This is a genomic window from Paralimibaculum aggregatum, from assembly GCF_030270585.1.
Taxonomy (GTDB): Bacteria; Pseudomonadota; Alphaproteobacteria; order Rhodobacterales; family Rhodobacteraceae; genus Thermohalobaculum; species Thermohalobaculum aggregatum.
Map to the genome: position 1 here is coordinate 18,239 of NZ_BSYI01000047.1, position 25,232 is coordinate 43,470.

The 25,232-nt window shown below is 60.6% G+C and carries 24 protein-coding genes; 16 read left to right on the top strand and 8 right to left on the bottom strand.

Translation table 11 applies throughout. From position 1 onward, the window contains the following. Positions 1-8: 8 nt before the first annotated feature. The 4 genes from QSJ97_RS20755 (at position 9) to QSJ97_RS20770 (ending at position 4,473) form a co-directional block, all read left to right on the top strand. On the top strand, positions 9-1,166 hold the full coding sequence (locus QSJ97_RS20755) for a CaiB/BaiF CoA transferase family protein (protein ID WP_285674140.1): 1,158 nt from the start codon (positions 9-11) through the stop codon (positions 1,164-1,166). A 461-nt stretch (positions 1,167-1,627) separates the two neighbouring features. Further along, the gene (locus QSJ97_RS20760; RefSeq protein WP_285674141.1) at positions 1,628-2,446 is read left to right on the top strand and encodes an integrase core domain-containing protein; all 819 of its coding nucleotides are present in this window, start codon (positions 1,628-1,630) and stop codon (positions 2,444-2,446) included. Positions 2,447-2,702: 256 nt separating this feature from the next. Continuing rightward, positions 2,703-3,164: a hypothetical protein gene (locus tag QSJ97_RS20765; RefSeq protein WP_285674142.1), complete on the top strand. Its 462-nt coding sequence runs from the start codon at positions 2,703-2,705 to the stop codon at positions 3,162-3,164. Positions 3,165-3,168: 4 nt separating this feature from the next. Further along, positions 3,169-4,473 (top strand): relaxase/mobilization nuclease domain-containing protein, encoded by a 1,305-nt coding sequence (locus QSJ97_RS20770; protein ID WP_285674143.1) that lies wholly within the window; start codon positions 3,169-3,171, stop codon positions 4,471-4,473. A 96-nt stretch (positions 4,474-4,569) separates the two neighbouring features. On the opposite strand, the gene QSJ97_RS20775 is transcribed toward QSJ97_RS20770, so the two are convergent. Beyond that, positions 4,570-5,478 carry an ArdC family protein gene (locus QSJ97_RS20775; protein ID WP_285674145.1) on the bottom strand — a complete coding sequence of 303 codons (909 nt, stop codon included), beginning with the start codon at positions 5,476-5,478 and terminating at the stop codon, positions 4,570-4,572. Between the two features lie 444 nt (positions 5,479-5,922). On the opposite strand from QSJ97_RS20775, the gene QSJ97_RS20780 reads away from it, so the two are divergent. Then, a complete protein-coding gene (locus tag QSJ97_RS20780; RefSeq protein WP_285674146.1) occupies positions 5,923-8,403 on the top strand; it encodes a DEAD/DEAH box helicase family protein in 2,481 nt (826 codons plus the stop codon). A gap of 359 nt (positions 8,404-8,762) precedes the next feature. Here QSJ97_RS20780 and hsdR read toward each other — a convergent pair whose 3' ends face one another. From hsdR to QSJ97_RS20810, 6 genes are all read right to left on the bottom strand, one after another. After that, positions 8,763-11,093: an EcoAI/FtnUII family type I restriction enzme subunit R gene (gene hsdR / locus QSJ97_RS20785; protein ID WP_285674147.1), complete on the bottom strand. Its 2,331-nt coding sequence runs from the start codon at positions 11,091-11,093 to the stop codon at positions 8,763-8,765. 17 nt (positions 11,094-11,110) lie between these two features. After that, complete coding sequence (locus tag QSJ97_RS20790) at positions 11,111-12,325, bottom strand: restriction endonuclease subunit S (RefSeq protein ID WP_285674149.1); 1,215 nt, start codon at positions 12,323-12,325, stop codon at positions 11,111-11,113. Beyond that, positions 12,322-13,770: a class I SAM-dependent DNA methyltransferase gene (locus QSJ97_RS20795; protein ID WP_285674151.1), complete on the bottom strand. Its 1,449-nt coding sequence runs from the start codon at positions 13,768-13,770 to the stop codon at positions 12,322-12,324. The genes QSJ97_RS20790 and QSJ97_RS20795 overlap by 4 nt, the downstream gene beginning before the upstream one ends. Positions 13,771-14,470: 700 nt before the next feature. Then, positions 14,471-15,484, bottom strand: a complete 1,014-nt coding sequence (locus tag QSJ97_RS20800) for a hypothetical protein (protein ID WP_285674153.1) — start codon at positions 15,482-15,484, stop codon at positions 14,471-14,473. Between the two features lie 467 nt (positions 15,485-15,951). Further along, positions 15,952-17,004, bottom strand: coding sequence for a hypothetical protein (locus tag QSJ97_RS20805; RefSeq protein ID WP_285674155.1), 1,053 nt, complete (start codon positions 17,002-17,004; stop codon positions 15,952-15,954). 87 nt (positions 17,005-17,091) lie between these two features. Next, positions 17,092-17,658 carry a hypothetical protein gene (locus tag QSJ97_RS20810; protein WP_285674157.1) on the bottom strand — a complete coding sequence of 189 codons (567 nt, stop codon included), beginning with the start codon at positions 17,656-17,658 and terminating at the stop codon, positions 17,092-17,094. Between the two features lie 189 nt (positions 17,659-17,847). On the opposite strand from QSJ97_RS20810, the gene QSJ97_RS20815 reads away from it, so the two are divergent. The 6 genes from QSJ97_RS20815 to QSJ97_RS20840 are packed head-to-tail and all read left to right on the top strand — an operon-like array spanning position 17,848 to position 21,978. Continuing rightward, positions 17,848-19,101: a hypothetical protein gene (locus QSJ97_RS20815; protein WP_285674159.1), complete on the top strand. Its 1,254-nt coding sequence runs from the start codon at positions 17,848-17,850 to the stop codon at positions 19,099-19,101. Beyond that, the gene (locus QSJ97_RS20820; protein WP_285674160.1) at positions 19,101-19,631 is read left to right on the top strand and encodes a hypothetical protein; all 531 of its coding nucleotides are present in this window, start codon (positions 19,101-19,103) and stop codon (positions 19,629-19,631) included. Before QSJ97_RS20815 ends, QSJ97_RS20820 begins: the two co-directional genes overlap by 1 nt. A gap of 15 nt (positions 19,632-19,646) precedes the next feature. Next, positions 19,647-20,021, top strand: coding sequence for a hypothetical protein (locus tag QSJ97_RS20825; RefSeq protein ID WP_285674161.1), 375 nt, complete (start codon positions 19,647-19,649; stop codon positions 20,019-20,021). After that, complete coding sequence (locus tag QSJ97_RS20830) at positions 20,018-20,332, top strand: hypothetical protein (protein WP_285674162.1); 315 nt, start codon at positions 20,018-20,020, stop codon at positions 20,330-20,332. The genes QSJ97_RS20825 and QSJ97_RS20830 overlap by 4 nt, the downstream gene beginning before the upstream one ends. Next, positions 20,325-21,707: a type IV secretory system conjugative DNA transfer family protein gene (locus QSJ97_RS20835; protein ID WP_285674163.1), complete on the top strand. Its 1,383-nt coding sequence runs from the start codon at positions 20,325-20,327 to the stop codon at positions 21,705-21,707. The genes QSJ97_RS20830 and QSJ97_RS20835 overlap by 8 nt, the downstream gene beginning before the upstream one ends. A 1-nt stretch (position 21,708) precedes the next feature. Beyond that, positions 21,709-21,978, top strand: a complete 270-nt coding sequence (locus QSJ97_RS20840) for a hypothetical protein (protein WP_285674164.1) — start codon at positions 21,709-21,711, stop codon at positions 21,976-21,978. A gap of 20 nt (positions 21,979-21,998) precedes the next feature. Here QSJ97_RS20840 and QSJ97_RS20845 read toward each other — a convergent pair whose 3' ends face one another. Then, the gene (locus QSJ97_RS20845) at positions 21,999-22,256 is read right to left on the bottom strand and encodes a hypothetical protein (protein ID WP_285674165.1); all 258 of its coding nucleotides are present in this window, start codon (positions 22,254-22,256) and stop codon (positions 21,999-22,001) included. Positions 22,257-22,318: 62 nt separating this feature from the next. Here QSJ97_RS20845 and QSJ97_RS20850 point away from each other — a divergent pair, with 62 nt between their 5' ends. From QSJ97_RS20850 to QSJ97_RS20870, 5 genes are all read left to right on the top strand, one after another. Then, entirely contained in the window at positions 22,319-22,819 is a 501-nt protein-coding gene (locus QSJ97_RS20850; protein WP_285674166.1) for a hypothetical protein, read from the top strand. Positions 22,820-22,839: 20 nt separating this feature from the next. After that, a complete protein-coding gene (locus QSJ97_RS20855) occupies positions 22,840-23,499 on the top strand; it encodes a hypothetical protein (RefSeq protein WP_285674167.1) in 660 nt (219 codons plus the stop codon). A gap of 168 nt (positions 23,500-23,667) precedes the next feature. Next, entirely contained in the window at positions 23,668-24,015 is a 348-nt protein-coding gene (locus tag QSJ97_RS20860) for a hypothetical protein (protein ID WP_285674168.1), read from the top strand. Between the two features lie 19 nt (positions 24,016-24,034). After that, the gene (locus QSJ97_RS20865) at positions 24,035-24,349 is read left to right on the top strand and encodes a hypothetical protein (protein WP_285674169.1); all 315 of its coding nucleotides are present in this window, start codon (positions 24,035-24,037) and stop codon (positions 24,347-24,349) included. Continuing rightward, the coding region (locus QSJ97_RS20870) for a recombinase family protein (RefSeq protein ID WP_285674171.1) at positions 24,346-25,232 on the top strand (887 nt) is incomplete at its 3' end. The genes QSJ97_RS20865 and QSJ97_RS20870, both read left to right, overlap by 4 nt.

Below are 25,232 nucleotides of genomic sequence, written 5' to 3' on the forward strand. Positions count from 1 at the left end.
GGGACTGCATGACCGCGCTCAAAGATGTCCGCATCCTCGATCTTACCCGTGTGCTCGCTGGCCCCTGGTGCACCCAGACGCTCGCCGATCTCGGCGCCGATGTCTGGAAGGTCGAACCGCCCGGCCAGGGCGACGACACCCGCGGCTGGCGCCCGCCCGAGATCGGCGGCGAGTCGACCTATTTCCACTGCGCCAACCACTCCAAGCGCTCGGTGCATATCGACCTCAAGACCGACGAGGGCCGCGCAGCCGCGCTCAGCCTGGTCGACCGGGCCGACGTCCTGGTGGAGAACTTCCGAATGGGCGCGCTCGAGCGCTTCGGACTCGGCTGGGAGGCGGTGCATGCGCGCAACCCGCGACTGATCTACTGCTCGATCTCGGGCTACGGGCGCACCGGGCCGCGAGCGAGCGAGCCGGGTTACGACTTCTCGATCCAGGCCGAGAGCGGGCTGATGTCGATCACCGGGGAGCCGGACGGGCCGCCCTTGAAGTATGGCGTCGCGATCACCGATCTGGTGGCCGGGATGTCGGCGGTGCAGGCGATCCTCGCGGCGCTGATCGCCCGCGGGCGTACCGGCGAGGGGCAGCATATCGACATTGCCTTGCTCGACTGCGCCGTGGCCGCGACGGCGAACATTGCCTCAGGCTATCTGGCGACAGGTCGGTCCTCGCGCCGCTATGGCAATGCGCACCCGACCGTCGTGCCCTACCAGCTCTTCGACAGCGCGGACGGGGCCTTCGTCCTGGCGGTTGGCAACGACACGCAGTTCGCGACGCTCTGCCGCAAGGTCATCGCCCGGCCCGAACTCGCGGAGGACGAGCGCTACAGCACCAACCGCGCCCGCGTCGCCAATCGCGAGACATTGATCCCCGCGCTGCAGGCAGTCTTCCGGGCCGAGCCCACGGCGGTCTGGATCGACCGGCTGCGGGCCGCGGGCGTGCCGTCCGGCAAGATCCGGAGCGTGGGCGAGGCGCTCGAATCGCCTGAGATCGCAGCCCGCGGGCTGGTCCACGAGGTGCCCGACGCCTTGCACGGGACGCTGAGGCTGGTGGGCTCGCCGCTCAAGCTGTCCGCCACCCCGCCGGCGGCACCCAAGGCCCCGCCCCGCGCGGGCGAGCACACGGCGGATATCCTGGACGGCGTGACCGCTCGCCATTCGGGCTGAGGCCGTGCGAGAGTGACGCGAAGCGCCATTCGGCAACCCGGAGCCGGGATGCGGGGGACATGGCAGGCCCGCAAGACCCGGCTCCGTTCCCGCGCTCTCTGCTGCGGGATGCCGGGATCGGGCCGCGTTCCTCGCAACAGGAGTCCCTGGGGCCGATCGCATCGCGACCATTGATGTGCCGGTTCCGGTTGCAATTGGTGGCAAGGCGAGACCGCACAATCTGTCAGCGACCGTTGCGCGGCTTTCGCCGATCGTGCCGGGCCGCATGAGCGATCGAAGCTCTCGGCTGAAGATCCTCGTACCGGCAGAACTCGACGCTTTCGCCGTTTCGAGAGGGCGCTGGCATCCAGACGAGAGCCATAGCAATCGCGGGACAGTCAGCCCGCGGCGCTGGAGCGGCGAAAATGCACCCGTTGTCGCGCCAACATGACGATACCCCTCGTGGAGCGGGAGGACGGCAATTGATCCGGACGCTCCGCGAGGGCCTTCTCGCCGACGGCGTCGCGATGCCCCCGACCAAGCTCTGCGCCCGGTTCGGTGTGTCGCGGTGTGCGGTCTGCTGCAAGCCGGCCAGGGCGCCCCCGAAGGTCGCCCCGCGCTTTGCCGAGCCGATCGGGAAGCGCATAGAGGATGACCCCTCCTTCGGCTACCGGACCGTTGCGCACCGTCTCGGGTTCAACAGGAACACGGTCCGACGGAACTTCCGGCTCAGGGGCTGGCAGGTCTGGAAGCGGCCGGTGGGCGCGCGGCCGCGGATCGCGGCCATGCCCTCTGTGGCCGCGGCCCCGAACGAACGCCGGTCGACGGCCCCCTGCCGGGTCTGGACAGGCAAGGACCGCTGGGCCAGGCTTGCGCTTGTCGTGGATCGCCACACCCGGGAGGGCCTCGGCTGGCATCTCTCGCATTCAGGCAAGGCGACGACGGCAGCCCCGGCGCTCGAGCACGCCCTTATCGCGAGGTTCGGCACGCTCGGCCGGGTCGGGACGCCGTTCCTGCTCCGCGCCGACAATGGGTTGGTGTGCACATCCCGGCACGACACCCGGCTCGTGCGACGCTGCGGTCTGAAACAGGCGTTCATCACACCCCACTGCCCGCAGCAGAACGGCATGATGGAACGCCTGATCCGGTCGCTGGAAGAGCAATGCGTGCATCAGCAGCGCTTCGAAAGCCTGACGCACGCAACCCGCGCGATCGGCGACTGGATACAGTTCTGCAACACGAGGAGACCACACCGGGCTCTCGGCATCCGGACACCCGCCGAGGTCGGATTGGCGGCCTGACCCGAGCAGATTCCGCCGGGTCGATACACCTGGCCGTAAGTGGCGCCATCGCTCGCCAATAGAGCAAGTCTGAGATCGGCGTGGGTATAATCTGGGGAACCGGCCGGCCCGAAATGCCAGCCGATTGAAATCATTCATCTGATCTTGAGGGATTGGTGGACCAAGAGGGAGAGTTTTCGAACTCCCTTTTTGAGGTTCTACAAGATTGGAATGTCCAACTCAAGGCACATGAGCGGGACCTGCCGGGACCGCGACCATGACGCAGATCCCGTTGAGAAATCGAGGCGATTCACTTCGGCGCGCATTCGGGGACGCCACCGATCTTGCGTCGACGGCTCCCAATGGCGCTGCTTCGCGTCAGAGGCGCCCGACACCTGTGTCGCTCCGGCTGACCGAAGCGGAACGGGCACGACTGGAACGCGACGCGGCAGGCCGGTCGCTGAGCGCACATATTCGGGAGCGGCTGTTCGGTCAGGCAGCCGCCCCACGCCAAGGTCGGAACCGGGCACCCGTCAAGGATCACCATGCGCTTGCACGCGTACTCAGCCAGCTCGGTCGCACAGGCCTCGCGAAGGATTTCGAAACGCTGGCCGACGCCGCGGATGACGGCATCTTGCGTCTCACCCCCGAAACCGAAGCCGCGATCCGCCAGGCCTGCACCGACATAGCTGCGATCCGTCGCGACCTGATTGCTGCCCTTGGGCTCAAGCCGGAGTGAGACCATGATCCTCGTCGGCAATCAGCGCGGGGGCGCTAAGAACCTCGCCCTTCATCTCATGAAGGACGAGAACGAGCGCGTCGAGATCCACGAATTGCGCGGCTTCGCCTCGACTGATCTGATCTCGGCCTTTCAGGAATCCTACGCCCTCAGCCGCGGCACCCGCTGCCGCCAGCACCTCTTTTCGCTGAGCCTCAACCCGCCACCCGAGGAGAGCGTCGCGCCGTCGGTCTTTGAGGATGCCATTGCTCGCATCGAGGCCGAACTCGGTCTGACAGGACAACCCCGCGCCGTCGTCTTCCACGAGAAGAACGGCCGCCGCCATGCCCATGCGGTCTGGTGCCGGATCGACGCCGACGCCATGCGCGCCGTGCCGCTCCCTTTCACCAAGCGCAAGCTGCAGGACATCGCGCGCCAGATCTATCTCGAGCAGGATTGGCGCATGCCCCGCGGCTTCGTCCGGTCCGGGGAGCGCGATCCGCGAACCTATTCGCTCGCCGAGTGGCAGCAGGCAAAGCGCGCGAAGAAGGACCCCGCGGCGCTCAAGGCGATGTTCCAGGATTGCTGGGCGATCTCGGACAGCCGGGCCGGCTTCGCGCTGGCGCTCCGCGAACGCGGCTACATCCTCGCCCGCGGCGACCGGCGCGGCTTCGTGGCGGTCGACCGCGACGGCGAGGTCTATGCCATCGCCCGATGGGTCGGGATCAAGACCAAGCAGGTGCGGGCACGGCTCGGCGATGCCGACACATTGCCAGGCACCCAAGCCGCCAGGGCCGAGGCGGCAAAGGTCGTCGCGGACCGGCTGCGCGAGATCCGCGAGGAGCAGAAGGCATCGGCTAAGCGCTCCCTGAAACAGTTGGTTGAGAATCACCGTCGCCTTCGAGCCGTACAACAAGCCGAAGCGGCCTCGCTTGCCAAGAGCCAGGCACGGCGACGAGTGCAAGAGAACGCTGAGCGGTCGGGACGATTGCGAACCGGCCTCCTGGGTCTCCTCGATCGGCTCACCGGGCGGCGCAAGAAGACGCTCGCTCAGATCCGCTTTGAGGAGACGAAGGCTGCGGAAAGAGATTGCATTGAATCCGCGGCTCTGGAGCGACGCCACTCCGCTGAGAGCACATCACTACAAGACCGATCGACGACGCTCAAACAGAGTTTTCGCGAGGCCCTTGAGGAGCTCGCGAATGATATTCGTCGATATGAGCGAGGTCCTCCGTTCGAGGCGCCTCCGAAGCAGCGCCGTGATGGGCGAGATCTGAGCGAGCGGCCTCGGCGCCGGCGACGACGGGATGGACCCCGCATGGAACCATAGATGGCATTTGCGGTCGTCCGAGGGTTTGGTCGCCACGGATCTTCTGGGCACGTTTCGGCGCGGCCCGATGGGCCGCGCCGAATTATTCTCTACCGCTCAGGCCGCCGCAAACTGCGACCGGCTCTCGCGGCACGACTGAAGGCCGTGCAGGAAATCTGCGGCGCGCTGCGCATGAGCGGCGGCGGTGAAGATTGCGCGCTTGTCGTTCTTCAGCACTTGCAGCCAGGAGCCGATATAGGCGGCGTGGTCCTCGCGATCCTCGAGCGTGATGCCGAGATCGGCGCAGAGGAAGGCCGCCCCAAGCTCCGCAACCAGTTCCTCTCGGGCATAGCCGGCATCGCCGAAGCTCTTGCGGCCAAGGTCGCGGTTCAAACGGGTTTCGTGCCGTGTCCAGTGCGTGCACTCATGCGCGAGGGTCGCATAGTAGCTTTCAGCGTTCCGGAAGGTCTCGAAGTCCGGCATCCGGATCTGATCAAGCGAAGGGATATAGCAGGCTGAATTTCCGCCCTGGAGGATCTTCGCACCCGTCGCCTCGAAGAAGGCATCCGCTGCGCGGATCCGCTCGTCCGGGTTCTTGGCACGCTCGGCCAGGGTGGTGAAATGCGCCGGGAGTCCTTCGATCTGCTCGACGTTGAAGACATGGTAGCCCTTCAGGAACGGAATGGCCCGCTCCTCCTCTTCGCCCGTCTGCTCGTCCAGTTCTGTCTTGACCAGGGTGTTGCAGTAGACCACGGGCGCGCTCTTCTCGCCCTTGCGGACATGCCCGCCAAGCTCCTTGGCCTGTTTGAAAGTCATCCAGATCGGGGCGGCAAAGCCGCGCTCCATCGCCGTCGCCCAGAGGGTCACGACATTGATCCCGCTATAGGGATGTCCGTTGAACCGCAGCGGGCGGGAAACCGGCCCGGCGGCATGTGCCGCATTCCAAGGCTGGGTCCAGGGTTTTACACCCATTTCCAAATGCGCGATGATTTGACCGGTGATCCGGGTGTAAATGTCTGGTTTCATGGCGTTTTCCTTCCATTTTCGAGTTGCGTTCATGCAACCCGACTAGGCCCGCGCCAATGAGCGGGGGGAGAGCGTCAAGTCCGCAGCGGGCGGAGGGGGATCACCCGCTCTGCACGACCGAAAGGGAGGAAGAGCGGGGATACCGCCCGCGGCGCCCGGAGCGCGCAGCGCGTAGGGTTTAGTCTTGACACGCGATGGGGCCGCAGGCCCCTCTTGCGCGAGGGATCGAAGCCCGAAGGGCCGAGACAGCAATCAGCGGGCTCGGTTTACGAGAGCCCGGTCCGGCAACGCCGGACGCGCCAATGTGAGTGCGATTTTGAAAACCCATTTGTTTTCGACTCTAGGAGGACAAATCTGTATCTTGGTCAAGCACATAGGGAAAGGCCGGACGCTCCAACGGAACCCGGACAAATAAACCCACAAGAAAATAAAGAGAAACGAAGAATGCCGATAAATTTCGATGACCTTCTAGATGATGACTATTCAATTGTCATTGATCCTCGCGATATTTTCTTGACCCTGGACCGTGACAAGGCATTCGCTTTTCCCCGAGATATTCAAACCGAGGTCATGAAGGACTGGTTTTCGCAGAGAGACCAAGCCGACACGGTTATTAAGTTGAATGTCGGCAGCGGAAAAACTCTGGTCGGTCTATTGCTGTTACAAAGCTCGCTGAATGAAGAAATGGCTCCTGCTGTCTATATCGCACCAGACAAGCAACTAGTCGATCAAGTGATTGCGGAAGCCGATGCACTCGGTGTTGAGGTCACAGACGATCCGCATGATACGGACTTCCAGTCGGGCGACAGAATTCTGGTCACAACCATCCACAGGCTGTTCAACGGGAAGTCTGTATTCGGCGTTGGCGCAGAAGGCGTGAAGATCAAGTTGGGGGCAGTCGTAATCGACGACGCCCATGCCTGCATTGCAACAGTCACCGAACAGTTCAGGATCGAGCTTCCCAATACGCATGCCGCCTATCAGGAAATCTTGAAGACTGTTGAACCTGACCTGAAACGGCAAAGCCATGCCCGGTTCCTCGATGTCAATTCGGGTGATCCACGCGCTATGATGGAAGTGCCGTATTGGGCGTGGGTCAAGGCTCAGGAAGAGATCATGCAGGCCTTGCACGGTCATAAGAATGAGGACGAGCTGAAATTCTCCTATCCGCTGCTTCGGGATATTCTGCCGCTTTGCCGCTGTGTGATCGGCGGCCAGAAGATGGAAATCGAGCCGGATTGTCCGCCAACCGACCTTGTGCGATCCTTCTCCCGTGCTAAGCGCAGAATCTATATGACGGCAACGCTTGCCGACGACAGCGTGCTCGTTACCCATTTCGGTGCCGACCCCGAAAAGCTCTCCGATCCGATTGTCCCCACGTCCTCGCAGTCCATGGGCGAGCGCATGATCCTCATGCCGCAGGAACTTAACCCCGAAATCACGTTGAAGGAGATCAAGGCGCTGCTTGTCGATCTGGCGGAAGAGCAAAACGTTGTCGTTATCGTGCCCTCGAAGAACGCTGCCAAGGACTGGGAGGATGTCGCCGATCAGACGCTCATGGCTTCGAGCGTAGTTAATGGGATTGAGAAGCTGCGCGATGGGCATGTCGGACTGACCGTCCTCGTGAACAGGTATGACGGCATCGACCTACCGCACGATGCGTGCCGCGTTCTGGTGATCTACAATCTGCCCGAGGTGGCATCGTTTTCTGACCTGACGGATATGGCGGTCTTAAGCGATTCCCAATCTGGCTTGCGGCGTCAGATGCAGCGCGTCGAACAAGGCATGGGGCGCGGCGTGCGCTCCAACGACGATTATTGCGTGGTGCTGCTTGCCGGATCGAAACTCACGCGCCGCGTGAAATCGCCTGACGGCCTCAAGCTGCTTACCCCTGCCACACAGGCACAGCTCGACCTTTCGAAGAAGATCGCCAAGAAGATCGATGGTGTCGATATAGAAGGGATTGCAGGTGTCATCTACCAGTGCCTCAAACGCGATCCCTCCTGGGTCAAGATCAGCAAGAAAACACTCCTGAAAGCGCAGGCAAAGACGGGTCTGGTTCTCGACAAAGCCAGCGTCGCGGTGCGGCTTGCCTTCGACACAGCCCGCTCGGGAGATTACAAGGCCGCCGCCGATCTGCTCAGCACAGCTGCGAACGCCGCGCAGGACGACGATGAAAAGGCATGGCTCATGTCGAAACTGGCGGCTATGCAACATCACCTGAACCCGGCCACGTCGCAAAAAACCTTACTGTCAGCGCACCGGCTGAACCCGAACGTCTTACGCCCGATGGAAGGCATCGCCTATCAGAAGCTCGCGGCGCAGAAAGGTGCACAGGCGGCGGAAGTGCAATCGTATCATCAGGAGCGCTTTCTCGAAGCTGCCGACCGGATACTGGAAGTCAACCAGCTTAGCGACGACCTGCGCTTTCAAAGCGTGACGCCGGATAAGTTCGAAGCGGCCATAGATGCTGTTGCCCGGTTCATCGGATTGCATTCCCAGCGTCCCGAGAAACAGTTCAATGATGAAGGGCCGGACAATCTGTGGGCGCTCCCCGATGGTTCGTTCCTGATCATAGAGTGCAAGAATAACGCTACATCCGAGAAAGGCATTTCCAAAACCGATCTGGGCCAACTCGACCAGGCTATGTCATGGTTCTTCGGGAAGTACACGAAGGCTGCCAGCGGCACGCCCGTCATCATCCATCCCCTCCGGACACTTGGCGACGGTGCATCCGAGGTCGAGGGCATGCGGATCATGACTGAAAACGAGCTAAAGAAGCTGCGCAAAGCGCTCGCCGATTTTGCGAAATCACTTGGCGATCCGGACATCCTCAACAGCCAGAAGCAGATAAACGAACTTCTCGCCACTCATGGATTCAACGGCGTGGAGTTTCTGAAACAGTATACTACAATCGTAAAGTAAGCTTGAGCGTCATATAAAATTGCGAAAATCGTAAACACTATAGGACATGTCCTTGTTTTGATGAATGGTGTCTGAAAACGCCTTAGAGTAGACAGGTGTAAATGTTAACTGCTTGTGCAATGTGTTGTTGTTCCAATCCATTTTGGTTAGGCCAAGAATTCCCTAGCAAGTCTCATGCCGCTCGCCCGCACCCGAAAACGACGCACCAGAACAGGCGATGGCGTGGGCTTCAGAGCCCCTTCTTTATAAACATTGTAATTCGAGTTCTTGACGTCAATACCAGCTTGCGGTGGCGCTGACTCGCTCAGGGGAATCCCAACGACGCCGATCTGGCTTTATCGCGCTTTAGTGCAAGTGACTTAATCGCGATAGAGATCCCTCTGCATTGAATTAAAGGCCAGCTTTACAGCAGAAAGCCCGCCGAGCCTCACTTTCCCCTCTCCGACGCTCCCATAACGCGCGGTCAGGAATGCCCCCAGCTTCTTCGCGGCAAGCTCGCTCTCGCCCCGCTGCTCATATGCCTTGAGGATCGAGAGAAGAAGCTCTCTCGTTTCTTCGTCAGCGCCCACCACCCCTGTCGAGCGCACGTTATTTGCGCGCTCGTGCCGGGTCTTCGGTGCGTTGGTAAATAGGATATAGCTTAGGACATCGAACAAATCGCTGTCCGGTGCATCAACAAGTTTGCGTATGTCATTCAACCGGTCCTGATCGTAACCACGATCGGAAAGTTGCTGGAGGAAGCGCTCGCGGTTATCGGGATCGCTCCAAACTGCGCGCAACTGATCTTCATCGGCCACGATGCCTGACAGATCACCGAAGAGTCGCTTCAAGAACTCTTGTGCTGAAATCGGCTTGCCCTCAGGGCTCCAATAGGTAGTGGAGGCGATATACTTGATCTTACGAACGCTACCGTCCGATAGCTTCACAACGATTTTCTCGCGCTGCGGCTCTTCTTCGCCGCCTCCTTCCGGATCTTCGGGATCACCTTCGGGCCCGAGGTCGGCCTCGCCTAGAGGTGTTCTTGGATCTCTCGGTTCTTCGGGTTCGAGAGGTTCGCCATCCCACTCCGGATCGTTGAAGTTTTCATGCGCCTTCACGAAATCCCAGATCGTGAAGAAGTCTTTGCCTTCATAGGTCCGCGTTCCGCGCCCGATGATCTGCTTGAATTCGATCATGGATCGGATCGGGCGCATCAAGACGATATGTCGGATGTTTCGAGCATCCACGCCTGTTGACAGCTTCTGCGAAGTCGTCAAGACGGTCGGGATCGTCTTGTCGTTGTCCTGGAAGTCGCGAAGATGTTGTTCGCCGATTGCACCATCGTCAGCGGTCACGCGATGACAATAGTTCGGATTGGTGCTGTCCTTCACCTGATTGATCAGGTCGCGGACAAGCGCCGCATGATCCTGGGTGGCGCAAAAGACCAACGTCTTCTGCCGTTGATCGATCTGGCTCATAAATTCCCGAACACGGCTGAGCTCGCGTTCTTCTATGATGATCCGCGTGTTGAAATCGCCTTCACCGAAGGAATCGCCGTCTTCAACTTCGCCCGCGACGAGCTCGTCACTGCCATCATAGACGTACTCATCGATGGTGCTGGCCATCTGGCGCACCTTGAACGGCGTCAGGAAACCGTCTTCGATCCCGTCGCGCAGGGCGTAGGTGTAGACGGGCTCGCCGAAATAGGCGTAGGTGTCGGCGTTATGCTTGCGCTTGGGCGTGGCAGTCAGCCCAAGCTGAGCCGCTGGTTCGAAATACTCCAGCAAACGCCGCCACTCGCTTTCGTCCTTTGCCCCGCCACGGTGGCATTCATCGATCACAACGAAGTCGAAGAAGTCAGGCGGATACTGCGTGTAAACAGGCTCGCCTTCGCCCGTCATGAAGGTCTGGAAGATCGTGAAGAACAGGCTCGCGTTCTTCGGCGGTTTTCCACGGTTCTTGCGGATGGTGTCAGGGTCAATGCGCGTCACCGCGTCTTTCGGAAAGGCGGAAAAGGCGTTATAGGCCTGATCGGCGAGGATGTTGCGGTCAGCGAGGAACAGGATGCGCGGGCGACGAACAGGTTCGCCCGAAAGATTCCACTTCGCTTGAAACAGCTTCCACGCAATCTGGAAGGCGATGGAGGTCTTGCCCGTGCCCGTGGCGAGCGTCAAAAGAATGCGGCGGTCGCCTTTGGCCAACGCTTCCAGTGCCGCGTTTACCGCCTTGTGTTGGTAGTAGCGCAGCTCCCACTTGCCGCCGTCCGTCTCGAAGTCCACGGCACCGAAGCGCTCCCGCCAGTCGTTGTGATCGGCAAAGGTGCGGTCCCAAAGTTCATCGGGCGTCGGGAAGGGCAAGTCCATGTCGCCCTCGGCCCCGTTGGCCATATCAATCTGATACCAGCTGAGCCCGTTAGAGGCGTAGGCATAGCGAGAACCTAATCGTGTGGCGTAGTCCTTGGCTTGACCGATACCGTTGCGGTGGCTGACGCCTGCGCGCTTGGCTTCCAGAACGGCGAGCTTCTGGCCTTTGTGGATCAGTACATAGTCGGCAGACAGCCCTTTGCCTCGCGTGCCGCCCGACTGGATGCGCCCAGGGCAGATGACCTCACGCCGAACCTTTGAGCCGTTCTGCCCCCAGCCCGCCGCCGCAAGGACGGGGTCTATGCGCTCGGCGCGGGTATCGGCTTCGGTTTCGTCGTGAATGCTCATCTTATCTACTCGTTACGTCATTTTAATTCGCCCGCGAAGGCTTTCTGCAAAAGGGATTGGCGGAGATCGTCGGTGTTCGAAACCTTCCGCGTATAGTCTTCAATCAGTGTATCAAAATCATTGGCCACGCTATCGAGGCGTTCCAATAGGACTTCTTGTTGGGCAACCGGAGGAACAAAGAAATTGAGTTTTCGAAGATCGCGTATATTGATCTGCATTAGAGCAGCGCCATAGGTTCCCGCCTTGATCTGGTTTTGCACAGGCTTCGATAGAAACTGATAGTAACCAAGACGCTGATCCATTTTATCAGGATCGAAGCGAATGGGCACAATGCCTCTCGTTACGTTGACTCCGTCAAGTTCCTCAGACGCCATAGCAACTACGCCCGTGCTGCCTCTTACACAAAGTAAGATTTCCGTGCCTTTCAGCTTCGTGCGAGCGTAGCCGTCCGCCTTCGCGGGATCGATACGTTTGAGACCGTCCAGAGTAATGATCCTCCGCCCAAGGTCGGTGGGGCGAACAATCGGTAGCCCTCCTAAGACGTCGTCACCAGGTTGAACAATTCCGTATGAAAGGCTGCAATCGCTCTCGACAATCTCTTGGAGTGTAGCGCTGATCCAATCGGCGTCATTTCGGGTGAAAAGCGCGCCAAGGAAATTCTCAAACAATTCTCGGGCGTTTTGGAGGTTGGTTTCGGCGTGGGCGCGGGCGCGAGCCAGACCCTCGAAGGCCTCGTCCAGAACCGCAACAATCCGCTGTTGTTCTTCAAGTGGCGGGAGGGGGATTGTTTGAGCCCGCACCTGTTTGTCAGTGACCGCAGGATAACTTGCCCCTGATTGCAGAGACTCCATCGCATCCATGAAATCAGGGCGGAAGAGCGAGTGCATCAAGAAACGGGCGTCAAGGACAGGCTTTGGCCTTAGAACTATGTAGCCTGTGCTACAAACTTGGCCGTCTAAGTGCTCAGGAACTTGCGCTATACGTTGGAGTGTCGGTCGAATGGTGGCAAAAAGGATGTCACCAGAACGGATTTTTCGTCTGGCTCGACTAGGGGCGTCAGCGCCAAGCAGTCTTTGCGTTTCGCCTATGGTGAAGGTCTCATTCGACACGCTGGAAACATCAACGTAATCGAATTCGTCCTCCGGTGCCTTACGCGGGTCTACTGTCTCCGTTTTCTCGCAGATGTCCCCTAGCGAGACTTCTTTCCAGCCCTGCTGGGCAAAATCCTTCACAGCATCCCCCGAATGTCTTCGAGGATTTGCGCAGTTTCGGCATCCCGCGCCAGCATTTCGGCGATGATCTCTTCGGGGCTGCGCAGGGCCTCGGCCTCGGGCGCGTTGGGGTTCTTGACCGACAGATCGCAGGTGTCCTCGTCCAGATCAGCGCGGTTTACTATCCAGCTTTTTGGTCCGTTGGGTCGCGTACGTTGCAGCTCGACAAACTCTGCCAGATCGTCGTCGTTCAGCGGGTTGGTCTTACCAAGGCTGCGGCCAGGATCGAGCTGGTAATACCAGATGTCCCGCGTCGGTGCGCCTTTCTCGAAGAACAGCACCACGGTCTTGACGCCCGCGCCCTGGAAAGTGCCACCCGGGCAATCGAGGATGGTGTGCAGCTCTGCCGATTCCAGCAATTCCTTGCGCAGCGCGATGGAGGCGTTGTCGGTGTTGCTGAGGAAGGTGTTCTTGATCACCACGGCGGCGCGCCCGCCTGCCTTCAGCTTGCGGATGAAGTGTTGCAGGAACAGGTAGGCCGTCTCGCCCGTGCGGATCGGGAAGTTCTGCTGCACCTCGCGCCGCTCGCCACCGCCGAAGGGGGGATTGGCGAGGATGACGTCGTGGCGGTCCTTCTCCTGAATATCCATCACGTTTTCATTGAGCGTGTTAGAGTGGATCAGGTTCGGTGCTTCGATGCCGTGCAGGACCATGTTCATGATCCCGATGATGTAGGCGAGGCCCTTCTTCTCTTGTCCGTAGAAGGTCTTGGTTTGCAGCGCCTCGTATTCGGATGCGGAGAGCTTGTCGGTGCGCAGATAGTCGTAGGCCTCGCAAAGGAAGCCCGCCGACCCGACCGCGCCGTCATAGATTGTCTCGCCGATCTTGGGTGCTGTCACCTTGATCATGGCCCGAATGAGTGGGCGCGGCGTGTAGTACTCGCCCCCGTTGCGCCCTGCATTGCCCATGCGGCGGATGCGGGTTTCATAAAGCTGGGATAGCTCGTGCCGTTCGGCCTGGGTGTTGAAGGACAGGCCGTCCACGGCTTCGAGCACGTCGCGCAGGATGTAGCCGGAGCGGAATTTGTTGCGCAGTTCGGTGAAGACTTCGCCGATCTTGTACTGGATCGTCTGCGGGCTGGTGGCGGATTGTCGGAAGGATGCGAGGTACGGGAAAAGCTCCTGATCAACAAACTTGATCAGGTCGTCGCCAATACGGGCTGCGTTGTGGTCAAACTCGCCGTCTTTTTTGGGAGCGGCCCATTTGTCCCACTGGAAAGCGCCGTCGATGATGGGGGTGTAGTCTTCTCCATCGAGTTCAGCGCGGTCTGCGCGCTCGGTTTCAAGATCGTGCAGGTATTTCAGGAACAGCACCCATGAGGTCTGTTCCACGTAATCCAATTCATTGGCGATGCCTTCTTCCGCGCGAAGATCCCGTTCAATCTTGTTAAATGCGTTCTCGTACAAAGTGTCCTCGGTTTTTCCTGTGCTTGGTTTTCCAAGCTGTCGCAGCCACCGAACAGTACAGAGTCAGCCGTCAGCCGATTCTGTCGCTCGCGATCCCCCGAAGGAGATTATCAACTTGGTTGGTGCTGCGCACCTAGTCTACTACAAGATGTAGACTTTTCCACAGGGTCGTAGCTTTATTCCGACCGCGTCAGTCGCGTTGGTGGCAAAGTCTGGTATGCAAACAGCAACGGCTTCCTCCCCTGGCCTCAGCTTGCTAACAGCACACCGCGTGAGAACGGTGCGATCCCTTGGCCGCATTACCAGCAGGGGGTTGCACAGGGGGCGGCACCGCCCCCTTGCCGAGGAGCCGACGGCGACGAGACAAGATTGTGGTGTCATACACCACACATCTTGCGTCAGTCTCAAACCGCAGACCAATGGCCGAGACCGTGAACCTGTAGGACGCTACCCCGGACGCTTGCGTCAGTCTCAAACCGCAGACCAATGGCCGAGACCGTGAACCTGTAGGACGCTACCCCGGACGCTTGCGTCAGCGCCAAACCGAAGAGCGAAACCGAGGTCGTGATCCTGTAGGACGATGCCGTGGACGCTTGCGTCGGCTAAAGAGAATGACGGAGATTGGGTTTTTTAGGTCTGAGGCGACAAAAATATTCGCCCGCACAAACTCGCCCTTCCTAGGGGGGTGCTGATCTACGCCTCAATTTCTTGGATCGCTAGCGGTTTTCTTGCTATCTGCGTCAAGAAAATTTCCAGCATCGTGCATCTCTGAGTATTTCCATTTTCTTTCAAAGTAATCATATAAGTTGTCAACAAAGCTGTTTTCGGGATTTGAACTGCCCCACTCAATGTACGGCATTGCGCTAGAAAATCTATTTAAGTAGAATCCCGTGTAAACCGACTCGTGTCGCTCCCCTCTCTCCACTACGATCATCGGAACAGATGGCAAGTCCATATAGAATCTAAGCTCGAATGATCCAAGCGGCTTCTTATTTTTATCTTTTGATTGATCTATTGCGTTCCTTAACTTCTGCATGTCTTTATAGAAGTTTATCATTGAAATCTGGCTTGTTTTTAGGGATCTCCTATAGTCTTCCACTGCGTTTTTAATGCTTTCCGGGTCATCCGGATTTCTGCAGGAGTCCTTACCGCGAAACTCTGAACATGGGTTGTCCTTATGCATAAGAAGCACGCGAACATTTGTTCCCTTTAGTAAGGCAGTTCGAATATGTTCTTGTGAAACCTCGAGTTCGTTAAATTTTGTGTTCATCCACATTACAGACTTGTTGGAAGAATCACATATTATTTCCCCATCATCGATTTTCTCTATGACCTGCTGCAAGCCAAGGGAGAATCTTGACAAAATCAAGTTCTCGATCCTGTCAGAAAATTTTCTCTCAAAACCACTCAACTCACGCCGAAGGTAGTAGGCAATGTTTGTTTTCTCATACAATCGCTCTCCGACCGTTACGAATATCGCAATTATCACAGAGATAAAAAGAGCATCCGTTAACTTTGTCAAAATAGTTCCCGCGTAAGGACTCCACGAGGAAACATAGTACTGAAACGCGGTAAAAAGCAGAATATATACAAACAGTGATGTCGCTATTAGAACCAGCGTCATCCTGTATTTTACTATTTTTGCAAATAAATACTCGTAAAGAGACAACGATTCAGAATCTTTACTTTTGATTTCTTCTTGAGTATTATGCATTTCTTCACCATAACTAGGGATACAATGATATATGGTAGACGCAGAAAAATTTTATGACAAAAGCGAGGAAGAAGTCCAGGCATATTGCTTGCTACAGTCGGTCAAGGGAATTGCTGCGCTAGGTGCGGTCTCCTTCGTATTTGGCGCTGCGGCCTTAGCGACCGTCAATCTCGTTGGCGGGGATCATATGCCCGAGATTGATGGATCAGTGAGATCGCCTGCCGCCACGACGGCTGCCGCGCCGAAAATGCGAACGGAGTCTCCGCCTGACAGGTTCTGGCACTTACGACCTCTGTAAAGAACCAAAACTGCTCACTGACCTCACTCTATTCAGCAATCCATTGGTTGGACCGATACGAAAAAACATGCTGCTCGGCGACTGTCCGTAGAGAAAATTAACCCAAAGATGGGCTAACGCCAGGTGATCGGGTTGACATTCCGGGGTGCGGAAAGTCAGAGGCGGTCCACTATTCATCTCCATCTTTCATCATGCTTTCGGGAAACAGGAAGCGAGGCCTCTGCTCCAGGGTCCTGGCAAAGGCCGTCAGCGCGCTTCGTGTGACATATCGGCTTCCTGCCGACGGGGTCTGCATTTGCGTCCTTGCTGCCAGCTTGCCTTCATCGATTGCCGTGTGAAGCATCTGCTTGGTCTCCTCCACTTCCGGCGTCATCGTCCGAAAGTGGTCCGCGATCGACGGGGGCTCGAAGCCATGCCAGAGGAACGCGGCCTCGTAGACAAGCCATTCGTCGCGAGCGTCATGCTCCAACCAGTCTTCAATGATGCGCAGTTCGCAAGGCTCGGCAGGTGTCAGCTTCTCGATCAGGGCGGCGCGATTGCGTAGCATTTCCAATGGATCGCTTGGTGCATCGGGGAAGAATGCTTTGGGGCGCATTCCAGCAGCCTGGGCGAAGCTGCGCAGGTCCTCCATGGTCATGACGTATGATGAAAGGCCCACCTCCATCGTCACTTGTGTCGCCGTGAGCATGCCCGCCGCAATCGATCCGTGCAGCATGCGCTTCGTCTCTTCGACATCCGGCGTCATCAGGAACCAGTGCATGTTGACCGGCGGCGGAGCGCAACCGTGCCAAAGGAAGGCAACCTGGTAGAGGTAGAGACGATCGGCATCGCCGAATTGGGGGATCTCCGGATCGGAGTCCGTCGTAGCTGGTTGCGGCTGCTGTGCTAGCCCACCGAGCAACTCGTTTCTCTTCTCGGCAACCTCGTCGGTGAACGTCGGATCGTACTGCGGCTTAGAAAAGTACATTACAAACTTGGCCACGTGATGATCTGCAACGTCGCCATTCCGGCGCATCCGCGAAAACATGAACTCATCAACCTGGCCGGATTCACTGCTGGCGCTCTCGTTTATCTCGGAGATTATGCGATTTTTGTATAGATTGTTACCGGTTGCAGCTTTGTATTCGCGAATTATTGCGTCAATACGTTGAGCAATAAACCGTTGCAATTCAGGAAAGTAGTGCTTGCCACTTTCTGGTTTTGGATCGGCGGGGCCAGCCATGCGTCAAACCCGTTCTGAAGCGATCAGCGCGGCACGTTGCCGATATGCCGATCCTGCGCATCCCAAGATCGGCGCATGCCAGCCGCCTCATGCCGGTCGCGGACCAGATGGGCTGGCTGGACGACCGACGCCTGACGAAGCCTTATCGGCGGTAACTTCGGTGCCATGGCGATACCAACGAGCTTCTATGACGTTGCCGAACATATCGTACCAAAGAGAGGCCGGCTGACCATCTCTGTGCAGACGGCCGCTCAGAAACCATCTCTCGCTCGTAACATGGCCGGACTCTCGATCCCGAGCGATCTCCGCAGGCCCGTCCTCGCGATGGACGACACCGTGGCATACCCACTGCTCCTGCGTGACAATCCCCGTGTCCGGATCTCGTTCGATGAGGGCTGGACCTGCTGTCCGATGCAGCACGCCGTTGGCCTTCCATGTCTCCAGAACGGCAATGGGTCTGTCCGCCCCATGCTCAATCACCACATCGACATCATATTTCTCCGTGTAGGCGGTACTCAAGACATTCTCACAATCGGCATCTTGTTGAATATTCCACAGTATAAATGAAAAATATTGGAAACAATATGCATCAATAAGAAGAAACGATACAGATTCCTGTAATCGTTCGTCTTGGCGCTGCAACACAGCGCTCAAGTCCTCTCAAACTTTTTCAACAAGCTTCAAGTGCACGAACAGCGGTCTCCCCGTAGCCCTCGGATGTGTATCGGCGCACAGGACGCCGGGCCCCGCTCTTGGGCGGGTGAACCCCGCACCCAAAGGCACGGAATCCGCGCAGCGACTTACACGTTCTGCGGGGATCCCAACTCACGCGAGGAGATCGTGATGACCACACATGAGAAGAAGGCCGGACAGGAGTCGCGGCGGATGCCCGCGAACGACACGAAGCCTGTCGCCACGATGGCTACGGGCGCGCTCGCTGTCGCCTCAGGAGCCATGCTGGGGCTGGCCGTGCCGAACCTGATCGGCGGCGACTTTGTCTTGGCCAAGACGGCCCTGATTGCCGGCGCCGGGGCGCTCGTCGCGTTCTCGGTGAACCGGTTGGCCATCGAGAAAGGGGCGCCGCTGGCCGCGCAGCGGGTCGGCATGACCTGGCTTGTCAGCACTGTCTCGATCCTGGCGGTCGGGGCCTGCCTTGCGACCGCAACCTATTCCGGCCTCGTGCTCAACGACGTGGAGACGCTCCGGCTGCAGCGGCACGCACAGGACTACACGGCGTTCGTCGAGGAGCAGACCCAGGCGGCATCGCAGACCAGCCGGATCGCGCCCGCGATGCGGGCTGTGGTGAGCGATATTGCCGCGAAGGAAGCCTGCGAGATCGAGCGCTCCTGCCTGTCGGGGCGCGGTCGCGGCGGCCAGGGACCGGTCTCGAACGCACTCGCGGCGCTGCGGCAGCGCGCGGAGGCGCTGGTCGCTCAGGTCGAAGCGGGCGAACGCGACCGCCAGTCCGCCCTCGCGGCACTGAAGAAGCAGATCGCCGCCTATGCCGACACCATCGAGACCGAGGACCTCTCGCCCGCCGATCGACGCAAGGCGCTGCAAGGGGTCGACGCGGAGATCCGCGAGCAACTCAATTCGCTCGACGAAGCCGCGCCGATCGCGCTCGTCGCCGCCTACGCAAGCGAGCTCCGGGGCGGCATCACGATCCCCGCCCGGCCCGTGGCCAGCCGGAACATCAGCACGGTCCTGCGCGGCCATGGCAAGAGTCTGGCGGATGTTCTGGCGAGCATCGAGGGGTCGGCGACCAGCCGGCCGCCGATGCCGAAGCGCACGGGCGTCGATGATACCTTCGAGTATATCGGGCACTTCCTCCCCGTGGCCGCGGTGGTGGCGCTCGTCGAGCTGATCTTCCCGATCACGCTCTGGATCTACACCTACTACTCGCTGATCTGGGCGGGCTTCCGGCGGGACCCGGATCTCTGGCGCAAGCACGCCAAGCGCGACGAGTTCTCCGAGCTCGTCACGCTTCCCGCTACCGATCTGACGAAGGCCAAGCCCGACGAGGAGCACGAGCCGTCGGTGAAGCGCAAGCCGCGGGCGAACGGGAAGGCGAAGCTGGACGCTGGGGAGACCTGGTGATGTTCGGCTCGGATGGATCGGGCGTCTCGGCGCTCGGGGGCATCGGGCTGACGGTCATCCTCTATGCGCTTCTGAGCGCGTTCGGCACCGGCCCGCTTATCGGCCAGCGGATGATCGAGCGCGCGGACTGGTCCAGGCGCTGCACGGCGCTGGTGCGCGAGGAGCTCGCCGCGAGCGCGCCGGACCCGCAATTCGCGCCGCAGATCAACTGCGATTCCGTGCTCGGCATTCTCGGGCCGCAGGGCCGGGCGATCTGCCAGCACTACGGGAGCCAGCTGCGGATTCCTTACCTCGACCAGCTGCAGGCGCATCAGCAGCGCCTCCAGGATCTCGCCCAGCGACGCCGCCAGGTAGAGGCCTCGCGGGCGCTCTCCCGCTGCGACTGCGCGGCGAGCGAGTTCCTGCGCGCGGAGCGCATCGGCCTCGCCATCGCCGCCGGCAGTGCCCGGATCATGGTGCCGCCGGAGATCGAGAACCTCGAGACGAGCCTCGTTCAGGCCTACCGCTCGCCCGCTTGCGGGTCGCGTTGAGAGAAGGAGACTGCCATGATCTTCGGGTCGATCTCGATCGATGACGGCGCGGTCAACACGCATCGCGACAGCTACATCCTCGACAGCCTCACGGTCGTCTCCGTGCGGCGCCCGCTGCTTGCCCCCGCCGCCGTGATCGGCGGGGGCTTCACCGCCTTCTCCTGGGCGAACGCCGATCTCCTCTACCCAACCGAGATCGGCACGCTGGTCGGCGCGTCGATGGTCGCGCTCGTCGCCGGGCTCTGGCTCGGCCAGTTGAAGCTCCTCTCGCGCGATCTGCGCGGCAGCGAGCTCTCCGGCGCGATCTGGGGTTCCTACCGTCGTCTCAACCACAAGCGCGCGGAGATCGTCGCGAAGCGCCGGCGGCTCGGCGGGAGGCCCTTTGCATGATCCCCGGCGCGCGTCCGACCGCGACGATTTTCTCGATCAACGCCAAGCTCGCAGGAGCCGCGCTGATGGCGGTGACCGCCTATGCAATCTGGCCCACCTATCCGAAATGGTGGTCCTTCGGCATGATGTCGGTGATCCTCGCGCTTGCCGCCGTCGGCAACGTCATCGCGGCGATCCGTCAGATGGTCGCGCTCTATCAGCGCGAGAAGGCCATCGCCGAGCTCACCAAAGACGCAGCGGCACCGAAGTCGGCGCGGCTCGCTTCCGACGATCACGACCGGCTGCGCGAGGCGGGGGTGCTCGATGACTGAGAAGATCCGCCGCATTCTCGGCTTCACCTTCGACGGCAAGCCGCTTTGGGAGCCGAACAGCACGCTCTCCTCTATCACCTGGGCCGCGACCGGCGGCGGCAAGACCACCTGCACCGCCATGCCGTCGATCCTGGCGATGCTCGCGGATACCGAGCGCGCGCTCTTCATCAACGACATCAAGGCCGAGATCGCGCCGCAAATCGCCGAGCTCTGCCTGCGCCATGGCCGTCGCTTCGGCCTCGTCGACCGCTTCGGCGTGCTCGGCGCCGACAACCCGCACCAAATCGAGGTCAACCCGTTCTCCTCGATCACGCTCGCCGCCGCGCGCGGCGATCAGGACCTGCCGTTCCTGCTCGAGAGCATGACCCACACCTTCATCCCCGAGGTCGAGAAGGACACGCGCAACTTCTACTTCCGCGAGGAGCCCCGCCAGATGATCAACCTGGCCACACGGCTCCTCCTGCACCGCAAGCCGAGTCTCGCGACGCCCGGCGGTGTCCATGCGCTCCTCGCCGATCCCGAGATCTGGGAAGGCGCGCTCGAGGCCGCCAAGGAGGAGATCGAGGGGGCGACGCGCGCCATGGCGCAGCACACGCTCTGGATGCGCGAGCACAACAAGGAGCATTACTCGCAGCATCTTCGGGCGGCGCTCACCGCGCTCAAGATCTTTGCCGAGGGCCCGCTCCATGAGGCGGGCTTCGACCCCGATCTCGCCCATGAGGATCTGATCCGCGACCATTGGGTGGTCTGCTTCGTCAATCCGACGCGCCATGTCGACCGGCTCGGGCCCTTCTTCGCGCAGCATTTCACCTCGCTCTTCGATGCGCAGCTTTCGGGGCCCATCGGCAAGTCCGACTATGTAATCGACGAGTTCTGCGCGAGCCCGATGCGCGAGGTGATCAAGAAGATCACCGTCTTCAGGGCGTTCGGAGCGCGCGGGCACTTCATCGCCCAGTCGCGGATGGACAGCGTGAAGCGCTATGGCGAGCACGAGACCGCGGTTCTCGAGGAGAACTGCGCCATCAAGGTGTATCTCAAGTTCTCAAGTTACGCCGAGGCCGAGCGCGTGTCCCGTGCCATGGGCGAGACCCGCACCGTCACCCTCGGCATCGGCACTCAGGGCGGCCGGCTCGACCACTCCCTCAACATCAGCACCGGCCGCGAGCGCGTCTTCTCGGCCGAGGAGCTCATGCGGCTCCCGCCCGAGGAGCAGATCATCCACATCGCCGGCCTTGGATTCATTCACTGTCTGAAGGTTCGGCAGAACCAGCTCGCACCCTATTGCCAAGAGCTCGGCGAGAACCCGCTCGAGGGCGGGCGGCTCGAGCCCGATCCGAAGATCACGCTGCCTACGCCAGCGAAGAGGAGGTCCTGACATGACCCCGTGGCTCTTCCGCCCGAGTTATCTCCTCTGGCTGATCCCTTTAGCCGCGCTCTGGGTCGGCGCCGAGATCCTCGGTCCGCCGATGGTGATCTGGTCCTATAGCTGGATCGACGACGGTCGCGGGCACGATCCCTTCAACGCCGAGCGCCAGTACACGCGCTGCACCTGGGTCGGTTTCGACGGATCGGCGGTCACCACCTATCCGACCGATGGGCGCTGCGGCTGGCTCTACTTCCCGAAGCTCGAAGGAGGTGCCCCGTGACGAGATACACAAAGATGCGCTCAGCGGCCTTGCGGGGCGAGATCCTCGATCCGGTAATGCAGATCCTGGCGCGTCTTGAGGATGTGGCGGGCCATGTATTTGAGCCCGTCGAGCACGGTGGCCTCATTGGCGTTGCCTCTTTCCACGTCACGCCGCGCACCGGCTTGAGAGGGCAAGTCCTCTGTCAGGCCAAAGAGTTCGGCTTCGCTCCAGAACTCCTCCCAATCCATTGGCGCGAACCAGGCATCCGCCTCGTCAATGCTGGAAAATGTTTTCATGTCATGATCTTAGCACAGATCCGCCGGATCGCTAAATCGATTCCGAACCTGGACTTCCGCCCATGACGTCGCGCTTGTCCGACGAGGTCCGCCGGACCTTCGAGCTCGCCAGCCGCCGCCGTGAGGCGAAGCAGCTTCGCACCGGCGAGGATTGGCGGAGCCTTCAGCAGGTCCAGGTCCACTTCGCCAAAGCCCAGCGCGAGGAGAAGCGTACCTTCCGCGCCGAATACGAGACACGGGTCGAGGCCGAGAAACAGAAGCTGATCGACAAGGCGGCGGACCAGGATCCCACGCCCAAGCCATGGTGGTCGCGAGAGGACAAGTTCGGGCGCGCCGCTATCGAGCGTCAGGCGCATCGCAATGTCCGCCGCGCGCACGAGAAGTCTATCGCCCGGCTCGAGGAACGGGAGAGCGAGGCGCTCAAGACGCTGATGACGCGCGCCGCGAAGCGTGACCGTCTGCGCGAGAAGACCCTGACCGACTTCGCCCGCACCACGGACCGCCGCTCCGGAGAGGAGCGGCGCCAGAGCCCGCGCCGCGGGCCGCGCATGTCCGACGACTGATCCATGACAAGGAAAGCAAGATGGAACCGAACCGCCACGACCTGCCGACCGTCGACGAGAGCCAGGCGCGCGAGCGTGCCAAGGCGAGCTATCAGGGCCAGCGCCTCAGCAACGCGCAGTTCGAGGACGCCTGGGCGATCGCCAAGATCATGCGGACCGAAATCAAGAGCTCCGGCAGCTTCACCGAGAAGCTGACCGACTATGCCCATGCCTTCGCCCGCTCGCAGCGCTTCGATCAGTTGAAGGGCGAGACGATCATCCGCGACATCTTCAAGGAGCGCTACGGCCAGACCATGAACCAGATGCGCGAGGCGCAGCTCGAGCGCGAAGGAAAGCTCGACGACTTCGCCCGCAAGGAAGCGCTGAACGTGGCGCGGGGTGTTCCCGAGCTCATCCAGTCGGGCGAGACCATGCCCTTCTACAAGTCCTACGACATCCAGGCGACCACATTTGCCGAGGCCTTCCAGATCAGCGAGGCCACAGCCAAGACGGTGATGAAGGAGGCCTACAAGGAGGCGGAGGGCCGCGATCTCTACGAGGCCGGCAAGGAGGTTGAGGAGCGCGTCCACCGCCCCAAGGTCGAAGCCGAACGCCGTGCCCGCGAGACCGACCGGCTGAAGCAGAGCTATGGCGAGGCGAGCGGCCCCCGCCGCGGCTATCAGCGCCGATACGAGCCGTAACGTATCGGGTCCATCGGAGCGTGGCCTGTAGTGACGCGATAGTCGAAGAAAGGGTCGAGTTATGACTAGGTCGAATAAAAGTACAAAATTACCTTGTGGAAATAGGATTGTTGTCCTATGTTCTATAAATGTTCTTATTCATCATTTCGATCAAGAAAGGAGACAGGGATGACCAAGAAACAACCAGAAGCAACCTTCCGGGACGGCGCGCTCAAGCTGACCGTCTGGAAGAACGAGGGCCAGTCCGGCCCCTTTCTCACAACCACCATCGCGCGGACCTACCGCACCGAGGCGGGCCATGTCGCCGACACGCAGAGCCTCTCGGTATCCGACCTGCCGCGGATCGCCGCGCTCTGCCAAATCGCCTATGCGCGCAGCCTCGAGATGCGCCGGGAGCTGGCTGTGGAGGCCGAGACCCTGCCGCTGATCGAGGAGGACCGCCCGCGCAGTGCCTTCGCGCGCGGGACGCGAGGCCAGGCTCCCGATCGCCCCCATGATCGCCGGAGCCCGCGCTGAGCCCGAGGAGATGCCAAGCATGACAAACGACACCGACAAGACCCCGCAGAAGATCGTCGAGATCGACTGGGCGTTCTACGAGACATATCTCGCCGAGGCCGATCTGACCGAGGACGAGAAGCGCCAGTTCCTTGAGGCGCTCTGGTCCATCGTCGTTGCCTTCGTCGACCTCGGCTACGGCATCCATCCTGTACAGGAAGTCTGTGGACAACTAGGCGATGCCCTCCCTGCTCCGGTGCCGCATGCGTTAGACTTGGAGGAGCCCCGGCTCGACCGGCGCTTCGCCGCCGCCGCGGAGCGCCCGACAGCTGGGCGGAAAGCGAGGACGCCATGACCAGCTATGCCAGCATCGAGGAGGACCGTGACGAGGGCCCGATCCACGCGGTGATATACTGCCGCGTCTCGAGCACCGCGCAGGTGCGCCGCGGCCACGGGCTCGACAGCCAGGAGATGCGCTGCCGAGAATACGCCGAGTCACAGGGCTACATCGTCGAGGCGGTCTTCCCGGACGATGTCTCCGGCGGCGGCGACTTCATGCGTCGCCCCGGCATGGTGGCGCTGTTGAGCTATCTCGATGCGCAGACCGGCAAGACCTATGCCGTCATCTTCGACGACCTGAAGCGCTTCGCCCGCGACACCGAGTTCCACATCAAACTCAAGCGCGAGCTGCGCCAACGCGGCGCGCGCGTCGAATGCCTCAACTTCCGATTCGAGGACACCCCCGAGGGTGAATTCATCGAGACCATCCTCGCCGCACAGGGCGAACTTGAGCGCAAGCAGAACGGGCGGCAGGTGGTGCAGAAGATGCGCGCCCGCGTGCTCGACGGCTACTGGCTGTTCTCGCCGGTGCTCGGCTACCGCTACGATAAGGTGCCGGGCCAGGGAAAGATGCTGGTCCCCGATGAGCCCAACGCCATGATCGTCCGCGAGGCACTCGAAGGCTTCGCCGCCGGGCGCCTGCAATCGCCCGCTGAGGTGCAGCGCTTCCTCGAACGCTTCCCCTCGATCCCGAAGGACCGCTACGGGCGCGTGCGGCTGCAGCTCGCCATCGAAACGCTGCGCCGCCCGCTTTATGCCGGCTATCTCTCGGTGCCCAAATGGGACATCCACCTGCAGCCCGGCCGCCACGAGGCACTGATCGACTTCGAGACCTGGACGAAGATCCAGGACCGGCTCGACGGTAAGCCGCTGGCGCCCGCACGCAAGGACATCAGCAC

Excerpts from the sequence above, each read along its gene's own strand:
- QSJ97_RS20815 (WP_285674159.1), top strand. The coding sequence starts at position 17,848 with ATGACCACACATGAGAAGAAGGCCGGACAGGAGTCGCGGCGGATGCCC.
- QSJ97_RS20800 (WP_285674153.1), bottom strand. The coding sequence starts at position 15,484 with ATGCATAATACTCAAGAAGAAATCAAAAGTAAAGATTCTGAATCGTTG.
- QSJ97_RS20840 (WP_285674164.1), top strand. The coding sequence starts at position 21,709 with ATGACCCCGTGGCTCTTCCGCCCGAGTTATCTCCTCTGGCTGATCCCT.
- QSJ97_RS20755 (WP_285674140.1), top strand. The coding sequence starts at position 9 with ATGACCGCGCTCAAAGATGTCCGCATCCTCGATCTTACCCGTGTGCTC.
- QSJ97_RS20830 (WP_285674162.1), top strand. The coding sequence starts at position 20,018 with ATGATCCCCGGCGCGCGTCCGACCGCGACGATTTTCTCGATCAACGCC.
- QSJ97_RS20820 (WP_285674160.1), top strand. The coding sequence starts at position 19,101 with ATGTTCGGCTCGGATGGATCGGGCGTCTCGGCGCTCGGGGGCATCGGG.
- QSJ97_RS20855 (WP_285674167.1), top strand. The coding sequence starts at position 22,840 with ATGGAACCGAACCGCCACGACCTGCCGACCGTCGACGAGAGCCAGGCG.
- QSJ97_RS20865 (WP_285674169.1), top strand. The coding sequence starts at position 24,035 with ATGACAAACGACACCGACAAGACCCCGCAGAAGATCGTCGAGATCGAC.
- QSJ97_RS20850 (WP_285674166.1), top strand. The coding sequence starts at position 22,319 with ATGACGTCGCGCTTGTCCGACGAGGTCCGCCGGACCTTCGAGCTCGCC.
- hsdR (WP_285674147.1), bottom strand. The coding sequence starts at position 11,093 with ATGAGCATTCACGACGAAACCGAAGCCGATACCCGCGCCGAGCGCATA.
- QSJ97_RS20835 (WP_285674163.1), top strand. The coding sequence starts at position 20,325 with ATGACTGAGAAGATCCGCCGCATTCTCGGCTTCACCTTCGACGGCAAG.
- QSJ97_RS20765 (WP_285674142.1), top strand. The coding sequence starts at position 2,703 with ATGACGCAGATCCCGTTGAGAAATCGAGGCGATTCACTTCGGCGCGCA.
- QSJ97_RS20770 (WP_285674143.1), top strand. The coding sequence starts at position 3,169 with ATGATCCTCGTCGGCAATCAGCGCGGGGGCGCTAAGAACCTCGCCCTT.
- QSJ97_RS20825 (WP_285674161.1), top strand. The coding sequence starts at position 19,647 with ATGATCTTCGGGTCGATCTCGATCGATGACGGCGCGGTCAACACGCAT.
- QSJ97_RS20805 (WP_285674155.1), bottom strand. The coding sequence starts at position 17,004 with ATGGCTGGCCCCGCCGATCCAAAACCAGAAAGTGGCAAGCACTACTTT.
- QSJ97_RS20775 (WP_285674145.1), bottom strand. The coding sequence starts at position 5,478 with ATGAAACCAGACATTTACACCCGGATCACCGGTCAAATCATCGCGCAT.
- QSJ97_RS20780 (WP_285674146.1), top strand. The coding sequence starts at position 5,923 with ATGCCGATAAATTTCGATGACCTTCTAGATGATGACTATTCAATTGTC.
- QSJ97_RS20845 (WP_285674165.1), bottom strand. The coding sequence starts at position 22,256 with ATGAAAACATTTTCCAGCATTGACGAGGCGGATGCCTGGTTCGCGCCA.
- QSJ97_RS20860 (WP_285674168.1), top strand. The coding sequence starts at position 23,668 with ATGACCAAGAAACAACCAGAAGCAACCTTCCGGGACGGCGCGCTCAAG.